This window comes from Acidimicrobiales bacterium, assembly GCA_035546775.1.
Classification (GTDB): Bacteria; Actinomycetota; Acidimicrobiia; order Acidimicrobiales; family JACCXE01; genus JACCXE01.
Genome location: DASZWD010000046.1, coordinates 39,075 through 54,450 on the forward strand (window position 1 = coordinate 39,075; position 15,376 = coordinate 54,450).

Genomic DNA, 15,376 nt, shown 5'->3' on the forward strand with positions numbered 1-15,376 from the left:
AGCCAACCCGGAGTTCGTCACCTGATCGTCAGCACGCCTAGCGTCCGGGCGTGTCCGATGCGCCTTTTGACCTGAACGAAACGGACCGGCTGCTCTCGACGACGCGCAGCGTACGCAAGCGACTCGACCTCGAGCGGCCGGTCGAGCGCGGCGTCATCCTCGACTGCATCCGGCTGGCGCAGCAGGCGCCCACGGGCAGCAACATGCAGGGCTGGCGCTGGATGGTCGTCACCGACCCCGCCAAGCGCGCTGCCATCGCCGAGGCGTACAACGCCGTGGGCAAGGTGTACCTGTCGATGGCGGCGGGCAACGCCGACAACGACGAGCAGACGCGGCGGGTGTACGAGAGCGCGCTGCTGCTCACCGACATCCTCCCCCGGGTGCCCGTACACGTGATCCCCTGCATCGAAGGGCCGGTGAACCTGAGTTCGAACGGCGCCGCCGCGTCGGCGTACGGATCGATCATGCCCGCGGCGTGGTCGTTCCTCCTGGCGCTGCGGTCGCGCGGCCTCGGCTCGGTGTGGACCACGCTGCACCTGTTCAAGGAGGCCGACGTCGCCGCCCTCCTCGGCATTCCGGAGAACATGACCCAGGTGGCGCTGTTCCCCGTCGCCTACACCGTCGGCACGGACTTCAAGCCGGCGAAGCGCCCGCCCGCCGAAGACATCACCTACTTCGACACCTGGGGCGAATGATCCGCCACGAGGTGACCTTCGAGGTCACCGCTCCCCACTACAAGGTGTGGCGCATGTTCCACCCCAAGACGCCGGAGGGCGCCACCGTGCCGCGCACCTTCGAACACCCCAACGGCACCATCACGATCCTCAAGGACGGCGACGACGACGGCGCCGGTCTCGTGCGCACCGCCACCTTTCCGGTGCCGAAGTGGTTGCTCTCAGGCGGCGTCGCCGAGTCGTTCGAAGTCGTGGTCGAGGCGCGCAAGAACGAGTACGCCCGCTACGAAGCCGTCGGCAAGCCGCTGTGGTCGCGGACGTCGGGCTGGCACACCCTCGAGGCCGTCGACGACAACACCACCCGCCTTACCTTCGTCGAGGTCTACGAAGTGAAGAATCCCCTCCTACGGCGGCTGTTCGAAAAGCGCGTCCACGACTTCATCTCCCGCGACAACGACGACACGTACCGCACCGTCCTCGGCCACCTCGGCACCGTCACGCGCCTGCCCTGAGGAAGTCGTCTCGTGTCAGCACCTTCGCTGGCGGCGGCTTTGGCTTCGGCTCACCGGCTGCTTGTAGCCGCGCCACCAACGCCGGATCGCTGAACAACTCCGTCGGCGTTGTGAGCAGGCTCATCATGCGCGTCATCTGCACGGCCACTTCGGGGTCGTCCGACACCGTCGCCCGCCGCATCGACTGCAAATCGAACCCGCTCAGGTTCGCGGCCTCGGGCTTGTCGGTGAGCAACGACATCTCGTACCACGGCTCGACGCGCCGCTGGCTCGCCGCCTCGTAGTCCTCACCCCCTTCCAGCGCGTCGCGCACCAGCACCGCCTGCAACACCGCCAGCGACGACCCGCGGCCGTACAGCGGGTTGGTGCACGTGTGCGAGTCGCCGATGGCGAAGAAGCCGTCGAGCCGCGGGTAGCGGCGGATGCGGTTTATGAGACCGCCCATCGTCTGCACGCCGGTGAGTGGCTCGCCCTGCCGTTCGACGACCGGCCGCATCTCCTTGAACAGCGGCAGAACCGCTTCGAAGTGGTCCTCGTCGAGCAGGTGCGCCCGCAACTCCGCATCGTCGGCGGGCACCGCGAGCGTGGCCGAGTAGGCGCCGTTGTCGGCCCCGGCGACGACGAAGCCGAGCCCGGCCCGCCGCCCCCCGACGTATCCCATCGGCGCTTCGTCGGAGCGGTAGAACCGCGACAGGTAGATCGTGCCCGTCGGATGCTCTTCCTCTTCCACGTGCAGCCCGTGCTCGGCGAACCACGCCGGCGCGGCGCACCGCCGCCCGCTCGCCGCCACGACAACGTCGCCCTCGATCACGTCGCTGTGCAAGCGAATCCCACGCACCGCGCCGTCGCCCACCGCCAAGCCCTCGACGGCTGCGCCCGTCACGAACTCCACGCCGCGCTCGCCCAGTGCGCAGCGCCGCAGCACGAACTCGAGCGTCGTGCGCCGCGTCGCCAGCACCTGCAGGTCTTCCTTGTGGCGTTCGTAGTCGGCCACGTCGGGCGTGACGGCCGCTGGCAGCACGCTCACCTCGCGCACCCCCGCGTCGAGCAACGCTGTGAGTACGTCGGGGAAGTGGTCGCGCAGCGTCGCCCGGATGAGCGCCGGAAAGCCGTGGGTGTGGCGCACCTGCGGCGCCCCGCGCCGGTCCCACGCGAACGCCCCCTCGACGTCGCTCGGCATCGGCGTGTCGTCGCGCTCGACGACCACCACCTCGTACCCCGCCCGAGCCAACGCGATCGACGCCGTCAACCCGCCGATGCCCGCCCCGATCACGACCGCTCGCACGACCCTCAAACTAGGTTGCGCTCCGTGATCGTGGACGCCTGGGTCAACCTGTTTCCTGCGCGGTTCGCCGCGCAATGGGCGGCCCAGAAGGAGAACGCCGGCGCCGCCAACCTCTTCGGTGATCTCTCCAAGGGCAGCGAGGTCGACGGCCTCGTGGCCGCCATGGACGACGCAGGTGTCGACACCGGCGTGCTCACCAGCGGCCTGCGCGCCCCCGATGCCGCCCACCGCAAAGGCATGTTCGCCGCCGAGGACTTCCTCGCCGTCGCCGACGCCCACCCCGGCCGCTTCCTCGTAAGCGCCACGGTCGACAAAGCCGCCACGCCCACCGCCAACGCCGCGCGCGTGCGCGAGCTGGCCCAGCACGACCGCGTCGTCATGATCCGCGTGACCCCGCTCGTCGAGCAGTACGACCTCAATCACCGCCTCTACTACCCCGTGTACGCCGCGTGCGAAGAGGCCGGCCTGCCGGTGTCGATCAACATCGGCGTCCCCGGCCCGCAAGTGCGCTCGGCCTGCCAGCACCCGCAACTGCTCGAGGACATCCTCATCGACTTCCCCAACCTCGCCGTCGTCGGCGCCCACATGGGACATCCGTACGAGTCGCTCGTGATGCAGTACATGCTCAAGTGGCCGAACCTCTTTCTGATGACCAGCGCCTACCTCGCCACCTACATGGACCCGGCGCTGGTGTCGTTCATGAACTCGTCGCGGGGCCGTGGCCGCGTGTGGTTTGCCTCCGACCACCCCGTCCTGCCGACCAAGAAGGCGCTCGACGCCGCCCGCGCCCTGCCGCTCTCCGACGAAGCGATGTCGGAGTTCCTCGGCGCCTCGGCGGCGCGCGTGCTGGCGCGGCACTAGCCGACCACCGCATCGGGCGCGCGAGCGCGTCGCGACTCCCAGTGCCATCCCTGCTCGTCGTGCCAGAGGTCGTAGAGGCGCGCCGTTTTCAGCCGGTGGTGGTACGGGCACAGCCAGCCAAGATTCGCCAGCGTCGTCGGCCCGCCGTCACGCCGCTCGTGGGTGTGATCGATCTGAAGCCGTTTCGTCCGCCCGCACCCCGGCACCGAGCAACACACGCCGATGCTCTCGAGCGCGTCGCGTATTCGCTTCGGGATGTACTTCTTGTAGGTGATGATCTTCGAGGCGTCGATCACCTCTTGCACGAGCGTGTCCTTCTCCTGGAGCGCCTCGTCGAGCACCGACAGCGGTACGTGGTCCCCTTCGGCCGTCTCGCACTTCTCGTCCGGCAGCAAATAGCCGCGCTCGACGGCTTCCTTGGTCGCGATGAGCCGCACCACCGTGCGCGGCCCGCGCCTGCGCCCACCGAGGTCGCCGATCATCCCGGCGAGCGCGTCGGCCAGGCGGTGCTCCAACGTGTCGGGTGTGCCTCCGCCCCGCGCCTGCTCGCGGAAGAGTCGCTGCGCCCGCGCCTCGAGTTCGGCGACGAGCTTGGCGCCGAGAAGCGGCTCGAGCGCGAACGAGCCGCGGGTCATGCCGAGCCGGTCTTTCCACGTGCGCATGAATCGCGCGGCGCGCTGGCGCGCCGCCAACGACGAATCGTCGCTCGCCTCGCGCCTCACCCGCTCACACTCGTTCAGCAACTCGGTCGTCGACGCCCGCGCGGCGAGCTCGAGCAACGAATCCTCGGCGTCGGGATTCGCCGCCACCGCGTCGGCGATCGCACCCGCCTGCGTGGGGGAGAGCTTGCCGCGGTCGAAGGCGTCGCGCGTCTTGCCCTTCGCCTGGCGCGCTGCCTTCGTCTGCTTGCGCGCCGCTCCCGTGGGCACGCCCGACGAGTCGGCAACGATTCCCTCGGCATCGAGACCCACGTCCTCGGCGCGCGCCGCCGTGAGTAACTTCTGGGCGCACGCCAGTTTCTCGATCGCCGCCCACTCCTCGATGGCGCGCGTCGCAGCCAGCGGAGACAGCAGCGCCGGATCGAATTCGTCGGCGGTCTTCTCCACCAGCTTGCGCAACCCGGAAACGAGAAACTCGTTCACGCGCGACTCCTTGAGCAGGAATCGGACGACCTAGGCAGTCCCCGAACGAACTGCGATACACGGCATCGTACAGAGGGGGTGTAACACCGAAATTGGACGCGGCGTGGGCCCTTCAGCCGACACCGTGCTAGGCCGATAGGCCGATGGTGACGGTGAAGCGGCGGTTGCTCGTCCTCGCGGTGGCGCTGGCCGTCGTCGGCACGTTCATCGTGGTACAGCCGCACAAGCAGCCCCGCACCTTCACGTCGGTCGCCGCCCGCGTGCGCAAGCGCACCACGACCACTACCCGTCGCACCACCACCACCACGAGCAAGCCGACGACGACGACGATCACTACCCGTCGCACCACCACCACCACGAGCAAGCCGGCGACGACCACCACGACCCGCCCGTCGACCGGCGCCTGCACCGTCTTCCCCGCAGACAGCGCGTGGAACACCGACATCTCGAACTACCCCGTCGACCCGAACTCGGCGAACTACATCGCCTCGATCGGAGCGTCGACCAACCTGCACCCCGATTTCGGCACGTCGTGGAACGGCGCGCCCATCGGCATCCCCGACGTGCACGTCGGCGCCGGCCAGCCGCTCGTCCCCGTCAGCTTCGACTACGCCGACGAGAGCGATCCGGGTCCCTACCCCATTCCACCGAACGCGCCGGTCGAGGGCGGCGACGCGTCGAGCGGCGACCGCCACGTGATCGTCGTGGACGACGCGCACTGCGCGCTCTACGAGATGTGGGACTCGCACAAGAACGCCGACGGCAGCTGGCACGCCGGCTCGGGCGCCAAGTTCGACCTGCGTTCCAACGCGCTGCGTCCCGACTACTGGACCTCCGCCGACGCCGCCGGACTTCCCATCTACGCCGGCCTCGTCCGCTACGACGAAGTGCGCGCCGGCGTCATCAAGCACGCACTGCGATTCACCGTCGCCCATACGCAGCGCGGCTTCATTCACCCCGCGACGCACTACGCCAGCTCGTCGACTGACGCCAACCTGCCGCCGATGGGTTTGCGGTTACGCATGAAGGCGTCGTACTCGTGCGCGGCCTACAGCGCGGACGTCCAAGTGATCTGCGCGGCGTTGAAGCGCTACGGAATGATCGTCGCCGACAACGGCTCGAACTGGTACGTGTCAGGCGAACACGACGACCGTTGGAACGACGACGCCCTCGGCGACCTCAAGCGCATCCCGGGTTCGGTGTTCGAAGCGGTGTCCACTGGCTCCGTCATCCGCTGATCGGCGTATTACTTTGTAGTAACCGGACACTTTCTCGGGTTTGGTCAAGCATTTTGACCGGCCGTGACACCAAACCTTCACTATGCCTTTGTTGACGACTGACTAGTCCGTCCGTACTCTTCCATCGCAAGTGCGGGGCAGCACGAATTTGAAGCACGCCTAACCGCGCTCGTGCAACACCTTGCTTGGGGAAGCTGAGGGAAAACTTTCGGGTCGGAGACTTGGACTGACAATGGCGTCGGCCCGAGTTAGTTGCACATCCATACAAACCCAAATCCAAACCACACAGAGGGGCAATACCTTGATCAAGGACATGAAGCGGATGCGGAATGAGCGTGGCTTCACGCTCATCGAGCTCCTCGTCGTCATCGTTATCCTCGGCATCCTGGCCGCCGTCGTCGTCTTCGCCGTGAGCGGCCTGAGCGACAAGGGTCAGGACAGCGCGTGCAAGATCGACAAGCGCACGCTGGCCACCAGCGAAGAGGCGTCGTTCGCCAAGGACGGCGGCTACCGCAGCGAGGCCGATCTCGTCAGCGCCGGCCTGCTTGACGCGGAGTCGGACTATCACGACATCACCCTGACGGGCACGTCGCCAGCGGCTACCGCTTACACCATCTCCGCTGCAACGACTGGCCCGAAGGCCGGGAAGTGCGCGTAGTTCAGCACTAACCAAGGTTCACTGAAGAAGGGCCCGGCTTCGGCCGGGTCCTTCTTCGCGTCTATCGACGCAGACCGCGCTTGGTTGGCACGGGTTCGCCGGCGGGCTTGGCGTTTGGGTTCGTTATCTCGTGCGGGTGCATGCTGCGGGCCACCGCGTCGTCGAACGTGATCACACCGTCTCGCACGAGCTCGTCGAGCCGGGCCTCGAGCGTCTGCATGCCGTCGCGCTGACCGGTGGCAACCGTGTTTCGGATCTGGCGGCTTTTGCCTTCACGGATCAAGTTCTTGACGGCGTTCGTGCCTACGAGAATTTCGATGGCGGCCACGCGCCCGCCGCCGATGCGCGGCACAAGCGTCTGGTACAGCATGCCGACGAGCGTGTTGGCGAGCTGCAATCGAATCTGCTGCTGCTCTTCACCGGGGAACACGTCGACGATGCGGTCGACCGCCTGCGCGGTGTCGTTGGCGTGCAACGTGGCGAACACCAAGTGGCCGGTCTCAGCGATGGTGAGCGCGTTCTGGATTGACTCGAGGTCGCGCATTTCGCCGACAAGCACGACGTCGGGGTCTTCGCGCAGGACGGCGCGCAAGGCCAGGGGAAAGCTCTCGGTGTCTTCGCCGATCTCGCGTTGCTCCACTGCCGCCACCGCGTGCGTGTGGATGTACTCGATCGGGTCTTCGATCGTGATGATGTGGCACGGCCGGTTGCGGTTGATGTGGCCGATCATGGAAGCGAGGGTGGTCGACTTACCCGAGCCGGTGGCGCCGATGACGAGCACGAATCCCTGCGGCAGCATCGCCCACTCTTCGACAATCGGGGGCAGGCCGAGCTCGTCGAAGGTCGGCACCTTGTTCGGGATGACGCGCAGGGCCATCGCCAGTGTGCCCTTCTGGCGGAAGGCGTTCACGCGCACGCGCGCGCGATCGCGGTAGCTGAACGAGAAGTCCAGCTGCTTGGCCTTCTTGAACCGTGCCTTCAACTCCATGTCCATGATGCCCATCACGAGTTGCTGCGTGATCTCCGCGGAGTACACCGGCTCGCCCGGCAGCGGACGCAGAGAGCCGTCGACGCGCATCAGCGGTGGGGAAGCCGCAGTGATGAGCAAGTCCGAACCCTTCTCTTCCCACATGACGTCGAGAAGTCTTGCGACGGCTTCTACTTGCGCTTTGGCCACGCGTCGAGGTTATGCGGCGTCGATAGCCTCACACCGTGACCGCCGTCGTCCTCGTGTTCGCCGCGCTGTTCGGCCTCGCCTTCGGCTCCTTCCTCAACGTCGCGGTCTACCGGTTGCCGCGGCACGAGTCGCTCAGCGATCCGCCGTCGCGTTGCCCCGAATGCGGGACGGCGATCGCGTGGCGCGACAACATCCCGGTCGTGTCGTGGTTGCTTCTACGCGGACGCTGCCGGGCGTGCCGCGCACCGATCTCAGCGCGCTACCCGCTGATCGAGGCCGCGACGGCGCTCGTATTTGTGGCCGCCGCCGCGCTCGCGCTCAGTGTGTGAGGATCGTCCAGGACTCGACCTTTGCCTTGTATCCCGGGCTGATGTTGTTGTCGGTGTCGTGATCGACCACGCGCACCATCGACCGCAGCGCCGGCACGCCGCCCGACGTACACGGCTTGTCCGGGCAAGCGACGAACAGCATCTCGCGATCTGCGCCTACGACGTTGCCGTAGTCGGGTGAATAGATGATCGGGTCGGTGAACTGAGCGTTGGGGAACACCTCGAGATCGATCGTGCGGGCGATGATCCCGCGGCTGACCACTTGGAAGTTCACCTGTTTGTTCGTCATGTCGACGGCGGCCAGGGGGGCGTAGACCGTGCCGTGGACGATCATCACGCCGTCGACGTCGATGAACGCGCAGCCGCTACCGGGATATGGCGTTGCCGAAACGCAGCCGTTCTGCGCCACGAGCTGTCCGTTGGGTGTCTCGACTCCGTAGATGGCGATCTGCTGGCGGTTGCCGGAAACGGGCGAGCAGATCTCGAAGCGGCTCCCACTGACCTGGAGTTGGCTCGGGCCGCTGAAGATGAACTCCGTGCCGGGATGATCGACAGTCGAACGCTTGTCGCACATCGAGTCCTGGCTGCCGATGGTGAAGTTGCCGTTGGTGATCTTGGAGTCCGGTGCCGCCGACAGCGTCGCGTGCGTCGAGTCCGCCACCGCGGTGATCTTGGTGCCGAACGCGAGTGCCGTACCGCTGCTGTTGACGTACTTGCCGACATCGGCGGCGCTGAACGTCGAAGTGGGCGTGGTGATCGACGTCGAGCCCTTGCTCATCGATGCGGTGAACACGCCGCGCGAGTCCCACGTCGCGTTGCCGCCAACCACGGTCGAGTTGCCGTTGTTCATCTTCAGGACCGGTGTCGACTGACCGGTGAAGTCGAAATCGTATGTGCCGGGCTGGAAGTAGAACAGCTTGCCGTCGCAGGAATTGATGAGCGACGACAGGCCAGCGGCATCGGTGTAGCGACCGGGGCTGAACGTCACGATCTTGCTGGTCGGGCAGGCCGTCGGGCTCGAGGCGTAGGTGCTGCTCACTGACGCGCCGCACACGTCGGCCTGCATCGAGCCGCTGTCGTGCGAGTCGGCGCAGTTGTGATTGCCCTTCCCCTTGGCATTCGGGTCGCGGTAGTGGAACTGGATCGAGACGCCGCTCGTCGAACCCGTCGACGACAGATCGGCGGTGAAGGTGGCGCCGGTGCTGGTGTCGTACATCGCGTTGCCGTTGCACAGGTCGGGCGCCTGCACCGACCCCTCGTACGGCACGACCGGCTCGTTCGACGGGTTCGTGCCCGCGAGCCACGGATACCAGCCCGTCGACGTCGGCGTCCACGGACCTGCCGCGAGGGGCACCACGATGTTGCCCACCACGCTGTCGCCATCCGTGCAACTCACCGGAATCGTCACCTTGGCGTTGGCGAACGTGTAGGGCGTGCCAGCCTGGCCCTGCAGGTGGTAGCCGCCGGCGATCCAGTCGCCCGCGTGAATGGCGTTCGAGCCGAGGTTGTTGCCCTCCATGGTCCCCGAGATAGTGATCGCGGTGGCCTGGCCCGCGCCGGAGCCGTAGACGGACTGCGGCGTGAACGTGGTGGCATCGGGCGGGTAAAGGGGATCGCTGGGGTTCAGCGGGTCGAGCGCCGACACGTTGCAGTGGAAGCTCCCGGCGGTGATGCGATCCCGCGGGCAGTCCATGCCGACGACGCGCGCGTCGCCGTGCGCCGAAGCCGACGGGTGGCACTGGCTGTTGAGGGCCGGATAGTTCTCTCGGAACGCCACCGACCGGTTGAGCCCGACGACCGTCGTATTGGCCGAAATCGTGACGTTCGCTGCGGTTACGACATTCGAAATGGTCGACCCCGAGGGTATGCCGCTGCCGCGTATCGGCACCCCCACGTCGGTCTCGTTCGAGCCGTCGTTGTCGGTGTCAGCGGGCGTGCCGGTCTCGTTGACCCAGTTCGCCGAGAACGATGTCACCGTCTTGGTGGGCGTGTTGTTGTTCTGCCCGCCGCCCACGAAGATGGCGTCGCTCACTGTCTTCTCGTTGTTGGGGCACAGGTTGAGCTGCTGGCAGTTGGTACCCGGGCACGTCGAGCCGTTCTGGAAGTCGACACCCCACCGCGAGAACATGCCGCCGTCGACACGTACCGAGCCGTTCTTGCGTTGGCGATAACCGACCTCGCCGCCCTGGCCGGTCGACAGCGCCAGGATTCCGAGCGGTGGGCTGCTCCCGCCGACGGCGCTCTTGCCGCTGCCCGGCTGCGGTTGGCACTGCACGTAGTAGGTGCGGCCGTTGAGCGACGCGGTGGTCCCGCACGTGGTGTCACCCTCGACGCCCTTGGCTGGATCGAAGCGAACCGTCTGGATCGCCTGCTCGACGGCACCGTCGGCGCCATAGAGGTGTCCCGGCTCGACGCGCTTGGTCTGGCTGATGTGCAGGCTGCTCTGCGTCGAGGTCAGCGTGGCGGTGAGCCAGAGGGAGAAGACGGCAAGAAAGATGAGAGCGATGAGTAATGCGCTACCGCGCTCGTTGCGCTTGATGCGGTTCATTAGTTCGTCCTCGTGGTGCCGCGGAGCTGGTAGGTCCGCTGAACGGTGGAGTGAAGATCGGGTGGTTCGGTGAGCGTCAACGTCACGGTGACGGGCGCGGTGGTGGGGCCGCAGGCCGCGGGCTCGCAGGTGGCCGAGGCCGCCGTGGTCGCCGCCAGAGCGCGCGCCAGGCTCTGCGTGTCGGTCGGCGTCCGGTTGGTGCCGGTGCAGTGTTGGCGGAGCAAGACGGTCTCGCCGCCGGTGGAACTGATCGAGTAACTGACTTCGTGAGCCACGTTTGGGGTGCCGCGGTCGGTCCAGTTGAGGAGCAGCGCTGACGGGAGGCCGCCGCACGGATTGACGCCGCTGGCGTGCTGGCTCACGGTGCCGACACCCGAATAGTCGACGATGCCGCCGGCGGACTCCTGGCTGGCGCCGAACGCCCACGTCCAACTGGCAGGGTCGCCGCTCGCCGCGGTGTGGCTGAAGACTGCCGACTGGATCGCGCTTCCGGCCGAACGACGCTCGAGCAGCGTCCAACCCGATGGCGTCGACATCGTCACCGTCGAGCCGCCGCGCACGCCGACCTGCGCCAGCAGCACGTCGCCGCTTTGCGTCGCTGCCGGCCGTCCGATCGTCAGGCTCGCCGCACCCGACGTGCTCGCGCTCGCCGAGCCGCGGCGAGCAATCGACTGCAGCGCGGCCGGCGCCAACGTCACGCTGTGCGTAAGCGAGCTGGCCCCCGCCGCGGAGTCGGCGACTCGGTCTCCCGTCGCGCCGGTGGAGGTCAGCAGCTCGTCACCGACTCCGACGGTGACGCGCCCGCTCGACAAAGGGCCCGTGGACGCGCCGTCCCAGATCTCCGCCATGCTGTCGGGGACGGTGAGTGACGTTCCGGTGTTGAGCGTCCAGAAACTCACGAGCACGTTGTTGTTGCTCGACGGAGCGACGCTCGGTGCACGATGACTGGTCGTGCCGCTCGTCGAGATCGACTCGGCGCTGGCGATGTCCGTCGTGAAGTAGCCGGCGACGAGCTCGGTGTCGTTCGAACCCGCGATCTTCTTGTTGGTGTTGTCCATGGTGCGCAGCCCGACGAATAGCGCCGACAACATGCCCGCGAGGAGAGTGCTCGCGATCACCATCGCGACCAACGTCTCGATGAGGGTGTAGCCGCGCTCGTTCCGTCCAGTCATGGCCGGCGCTTCACCAAGTCGACAGTCTCGACATCGTTGCCGTCACTCGAAGCAATGCGAAGCGACACGCGTTGGAGTCCGGTGTCGGGCGATGGGCACGACGCGTCGAACGACGTACCCGTCCAGTACAACACCGACGAGATCGTGGCGGTGTACGAACTGGCGGCGACGCCGCCGTACGCGACGATGCCACCCGCCGCGTCGCGGGGCGAGTCGAGGGCCCACGTATATGACGCAGCGTCGGAGGACGCCGCGGTGCGCTGGAAGATCGCCGAGAGCACCGATGCCCCATTCGTCTTGGCGTTGACCAGGATCCACCCAGTGGGTGCGGTGATCGAAGCGGCGTTGCCGCCGCGGACGGCGATCTGCGCGACCATCTCGTCGCCCGCAACGGTGCCCGGCGGCTTCGCCAAGGTGATCGTCGGAACAACGGTGGTGGTGGTCGTGCTGGCGCTCGTGGTCGTGGTCGGCGGCGGCGGCGTGACAGTCGCCGTCGACATTCCTCGCAACACGAGCGACCCAGCAGCTGGGAGCACGACGGTTTGGGCCACGGAGTCGCCGGCGCTTTCCGACGTCGCCGCGCGGGTCCCGGTGGCGCCGCCGGACCACTGCTGATCGTCGAGCGCGGCGGTGACGCGGTCGGTCGCGCTCGCCGCGCCCGATGCCAGGTCCCAACGTTCGCCCATCGCGCTCGGCGTGCTGAACGAGCTGCCGCGCGCCAAAGCGAAGAACGTCAACAGTGCGCCGGCCGGTGCCGTGTCACCAGCGTCGGGCGCAACGTGTGCCGTCGCGTTGGTAAACGAGCTGGCGGCGGACAAGCGGTCGGCAGGCGTCGGGCTGTAAACGCCGGCGTAGCTCGTCGTAGACGCGCAATCCACGTACGGTGCCGCCTTTACGGCTTCGGCGAAGTTGCGGATGCTCGCTTGACCGGTCGCCAGTTGCCGATGGAGGTCGGCACTCGTGATGGCGATCCCCATACCGGCCACGAAGACGACGAACGCGATACCGACAATGGCAACTGTGACCAGAACCTCGATCAGGGTGAAGCCGCTGTCGCGCGAGCGCCGCCGAGCGGTCACGTCTTGACCTGGTTGAACACGCCGTACATCGCGGACACGAGAGCGACGGCGACGAACCCGACGATGCCGGCGACGAAGAGAATCGCCATCGGCTCGAACATCGTGGTGAGGTTCTTGAGCTTGTACTCCAGCTCGCGTTCGTAATACACCGCCATCGACTCGAGCTGGCTGTCGAGTGTGCCGGTGTTCTCGCCCACCGACAGCATTTGCGTAACGGCAGCGGGAAACATCTTGGTTTCGCCGATTGGTTCGGCGAGGCCGCGGCCTTCGAGCATCTCGTGGCGGGCCCGCATGATCGCCTCGGTAAACGGCACGTTGTTGGCTCCCTCGGCGGCGAGCCGCAGCGATTCCGGCAGCGGTACGCCGGCATTCACCATCGAGGAGAGCACACGGCAGAACCGTTCGACGACGGCGTACTGCACCACCGGACCGACCAGCGGCATGCGCAGCATCGCCTTGTGCTTCGCCCGCTTGCCTCCGTAGGTGCGCCCGACCGTGAGGAACAAGGCTGTGACGACGACGGCGAACGCGGCGAACACCCACCAGTAGTTGGTGGTGATGTCGGTGAAGCCAAGCAACAGGCGGGTCGGCAGCGGGAGCTTGGCGTCGAATTCCTTGAAGAATCCCTTGAAGCGGGGCAGCACGAAGCCGGCGAGGATGCCGACGACGCCGACTGACATGCACAGCACCATCACCGGATAGGCGAGCGCGGCCTTGATCTTGCGGCGCGCTTCGAGGTCGCGCTCCAGGTACTGCGATAGCTGGTCGAGGACAACGTCGAGCTGGCCCGTGACCTCGACGGACTTGAGCACGCTCACGTAGAACGGAGGGAAGGCCTCGGAGTGGGGCGCGATCGCGTTGGAAAGATTCTCGCCGCGGCGCAGCGACTCCACCATGTCCATGAGCACGCCTTTGAGGACCTTGTCCTTCATCTCGGCGTGCAGCATTTCGATGGCGTCGGCCACGGGCACGCCGGCTTTGATGAACGCCGAGAGCTGCCGCGAGAAGTGCATGACGTCGGCGCGGTTCGCCTTGACGGCGGTGATTTCGAACTTGAGGGGGTTCGCCTTCTTACGGACGGACCGAATCTCAAGACCCTTGTCCACGAGCATGGACGCGACGCCGTGAACCGACGTGCCCTTGATCGAGCCGGTTACTTCCTTGCCGTCGGCTCCCACCGCGGCATATCTGAAAGTCGTCGCCATGTACCGCCCCAGCTGTCCCCTCTAACCGCCCACGGAATTATCGCAAATTTTAGGTCGTATAGACCGTTCGCATGACCTCGGCCACCGTGGTGACGTCCTGATTGACGAGCCTTAGACCTTCGTCGAGCAACGTGCTCATTCCTTGGAAAACCGCCATTTTCTTCAGCTCCTCGTGCGGTGCGTTCTCCACGACGAGGCGCCGCATGTCATCGGTCATCGTGAGGAGTTCATAGATCCCCACCCGGTCGAGGTAGCCGGTGCCGGAGCAGAAGTTGCAGCCCTCCCCGTAGAAGAACGTCGTCTTTCCGGCAAAGTCACGCGCGTACTCAAGGAAGAATGCCTCCTCGTCGACCGACAACGGCCGCGCGACACGGCAGTGCGGGCACGTGCGACGCAATAGACGCTGAGACACGACCATCGACAGCGATGACGCAATCAGGAACCGCTCGATGCCCATGTCGACGAAGCGGTGCAAAGCCGACGCGCTGTCGTTGGCGTGGATGGTGGAAAGCACGAAGTGTCCGGTGAGTGCCGCTTGCACGCCCAGGCGCGCCGTCTCGACGTCGCGAATCTCACCCACAAGGATGATGTCGGGGTCCTGGCGCAGGATGGCGCGCAGGCCACCGGCGAAGGTCATGCCGGCTTGCTCGTTGATCTGCACTTGATTGATCGACGGGAAGACGAACTCGACGGGATCTTCGAGTGTCGTGATGTTTGCCGTCGGGCTGTTGATCTCGTTGAGCGTGGCGTACAGCGTGGTGGTCTTGCCCGAACCGGTCGGCCCGGCGCACACGAGCATGCCGACGGGGGATCGCACCTGCTTGGCGTAGCGGGCGTGGATCTCGGGCGGCATGCCGAGGTCGTTGAGCGTGTGGAGCGTGCGCTTGCGGTCGAGGATTCGCATGACGGCTTTTTCGCCCCAGATCGTCGGCATCGTGTTGACGCGGATGTCGAGCATCCGGCCGTCGATCTCCTGGTTGATCTGACCGTCCTGCGGGCGCCGGCGCTCGACGATATTGAGCCCGGCCATGATCTTGATGCGGCTGATGATCGCCGGCCCGAGTGCTTCGGGCAGCGACACCGCGTCGGCGAGGGCGCCGTCGATGCGGTAACGGACGCGCAGCGTGTCGTCCTGCGGTTCGATGTGGATGTCGGAGGTGCGGTCGCGTACCGCCTGGCTGATGAGCATGTTGACGATGCGCACGACCGGCGCGTCGTCCGGCATGACGTCGGCGGTGGTGACCGTCGAGCGGCGTGAGGACTCAGCCGCCTCGAACGCTTCGACGAGACGGCCGACGGAGTCGAGCGCGCGGTAGGCGTTGTTGATGGCGCGCTCGATGTCGGACGAGGGGGCGATGTGGAGCGTCACCGCCGTCTTCATCGCCGCCTTCAGCTTGGTGGCGGTCTCGGGCGACGGGTCGGCGGCGGCCACGATGACCGTGGTGTCCTCGGCGCGGTGCAGCGGGATCGCGACCAGCTCGCGCGCGGTGGCCTCC

General features: G+C 66.7%; 14 protein-coding genes. 6 read left to right on the forward strand and 8 right to left on the reverse strand.

Annotation, left to right across the window (positions count from 1 at the left end):
- Positions 1 to 50 precede the first annotated feature (50 nt).
- Together VHC63_11290 and VHC63_11295 are read left to right on the forward strand one after the other, a co-directional pair.
- Positions 51 to 695, forward strand: coding sequence for a nitroreductase family protein (locus VHC63_11290; GenBank protein ID HVV37178.1), 645 nt, complete (start codon positions 51 to 53; stop codon positions 693 to 695).
- Positions 692 to 1,186, forward strand: a complete 495-nt coding sequence (locus tag VHC63_11295; protein ID HVV37179.1) for a hypothetical protein — start codon at positions 692 to 694, stop codon at positions 1,184 to 1,186. The genes VHC63_11290 and VHC63_11295 overlap by 4 nt, the downstream gene beginning before the upstream one ends.
- Here the strand turns inward: VHC63_11295 and VHC63_11300 are convergent.
- Positions 1,170 to 2,471: an NAD-binding protein gene (locus tag VHC63_11300; protein ID HVV37180.1), complete on the reverse strand. Its 1,302-nt coding sequence runs from the start codon at positions 2,469 to 2,471 to the stop codon at positions 1,170 to 1,172. The genes VHC63_11295 and VHC63_11300 overlap by 17 nt on opposite strands.
- A gap of 24 nt (positions 2,472 to 2,495) precedes the next feature.
- Between VHC63_11300 and VHC63_11305 the strand changes: the two genes are divergently transcribed.
- Positions 2,496 to 3,332 (forward strand): amidohydrolase family protein, encoded by an 837-nt coding sequence (locus VHC63_11305; GenBank protein ID HVV37181.1) that lies wholly within the window; start codon positions 2,496 to 2,498, stop codon positions 3,330 to 3,332.
- Here the strand turns inward: VHC63_11305 and VHC63_11310 are convergent.
- Complete coding sequence (locus tag VHC63_11310; protein ID HVV37182.1) at positions 3,329 to 4,474, reverse strand: HNH endonuclease signature motif containing protein; 1,146 nt, start codon at positions 4,472 to 4,474, stop codon at positions 3,329 to 3,331. The two genes, VHC63_11305 and VHC63_11310, sit on opposite strands and share 4 nt — an antisense overlap.
- A gap of 143 nt (positions 4,475 to 4,617) precedes the next feature.
- Between VHC63_11310 and VHC63_11315 the strand changes: the two genes are divergently transcribed.
- Together VHC63_11315 and VHC63_11320 are read left to right on the forward strand one after the other, a co-directional pair.
- Positions 4,618 to 5,712 (forward strand): hypothetical protein, encoded by a 1,095-nt coding sequence (locus VHC63_11315; GenBank protein ID HVV37183.1) that lies wholly within the window; start codon positions 4,618 to 4,620, stop codon positions 5,710 to 5,712.
- Between the two features lie 313 nt (positions 5,713 to 6,025).
- Complete coding sequence (locus VHC63_11320; protein HVV37184.1) at positions 6,026 to 6,370, forward strand: type II secretion system protein; 345 nt, start codon at positions 6,026 to 6,028, stop codon at positions 6,368 to 6,370.
- Between the two features lie 61 nt (positions 6,371 to 6,431).
- Here the strand turns inward: VHC63_11320 and VHC63_11325 are convergent, their stop codons facing one another.
- On the reverse strand, positions 6,432 to 7,547 hold the full coding sequence (locus tag VHC63_11325) for a type IV pilus twitching motility protein PilT (protein ID HVV37185.1): 1,116 nt from the start codon (positions 7,545 to 7,547) through the stop codon (positions 6,432 to 6,434).
- 35 nt (positions 7,548 to 7,582) lie between these two features.
- On the opposite strand from VHC63_11325, the gene VHC63_11330 reads away from it, so the two are divergent.
- Complete coding sequence (locus tag VHC63_11330; GenBank protein HVV37186.1) at positions 7,583 to 7,876, forward strand: prepilin peptidase; 294 nt, start codon at positions 7,583 to 7,585, stop codon at positions 7,874 to 7,876.
- On the opposite strand, the gene VHC63_11335 is transcribed toward VHC63_11330, so the two are convergent.
- From VHC63_11335 to VHC63_11355, 5 genes are all read right to left on the reverse strand, one after another.
- Positions 7,866 to 10,424, reverse strand: coding sequence for a hypothetical protein (locus VHC63_11335; protein ID HVV37187.1), 2,559 nt, complete (start codon positions 10,422 to 10,424; stop codon positions 7,866 to 7,868). The two genes, VHC63_11330 and VHC63_11335, sit on opposite strands and share 11 nt — an antisense overlap.
- A complete protein-coding gene (locus VHC63_11340) occupies positions 10,424 to 11,596 on the reverse strand; it encodes a prepilin-type N-terminal cleavage/methylation domain-containing protein (GenBank protein HVV37188.1) in 1,173 nt (390 codons plus the stop codon). The genes VHC63_11335 and VHC63_11340 overlap by 1 nt, the downstream gene beginning before the upstream one ends.
- Positions 11,593 to 12,675: a type II secretion system protein gene (locus tag VHC63_11345; protein HVV37189.1), complete on the reverse strand. Its 1,083-nt coding sequence runs from the start codon at positions 12,673 to 12,675 to the stop codon at positions 11,593 to 11,595. The genes VHC63_11340 and VHC63_11345 overlap by 4 nt, the downstream gene beginning before the upstream one ends.
- Entirely contained in the window at positions 12,672 to 13,880 is a 1,209-nt protein-coding gene (locus VHC63_11350; GenBank protein ID HVV37190.1) for a type II secretion system F family protein, read from the reverse strand. Before VHC63_11350 ends, VHC63_11345 begins: the two co-directional genes overlap by 4 nt.
- 49 nt (positions 13,881 to 13,929) lie before the next feature.
- Positions 13,930 to 15,376, reverse strand: a 1,447-nt coding sequence (locus VHC63_11355; GenBank protein ID HVV37191.1) for a GspE/PulE family protein, incomplete at its 5' end; no start/stop codon positions are given.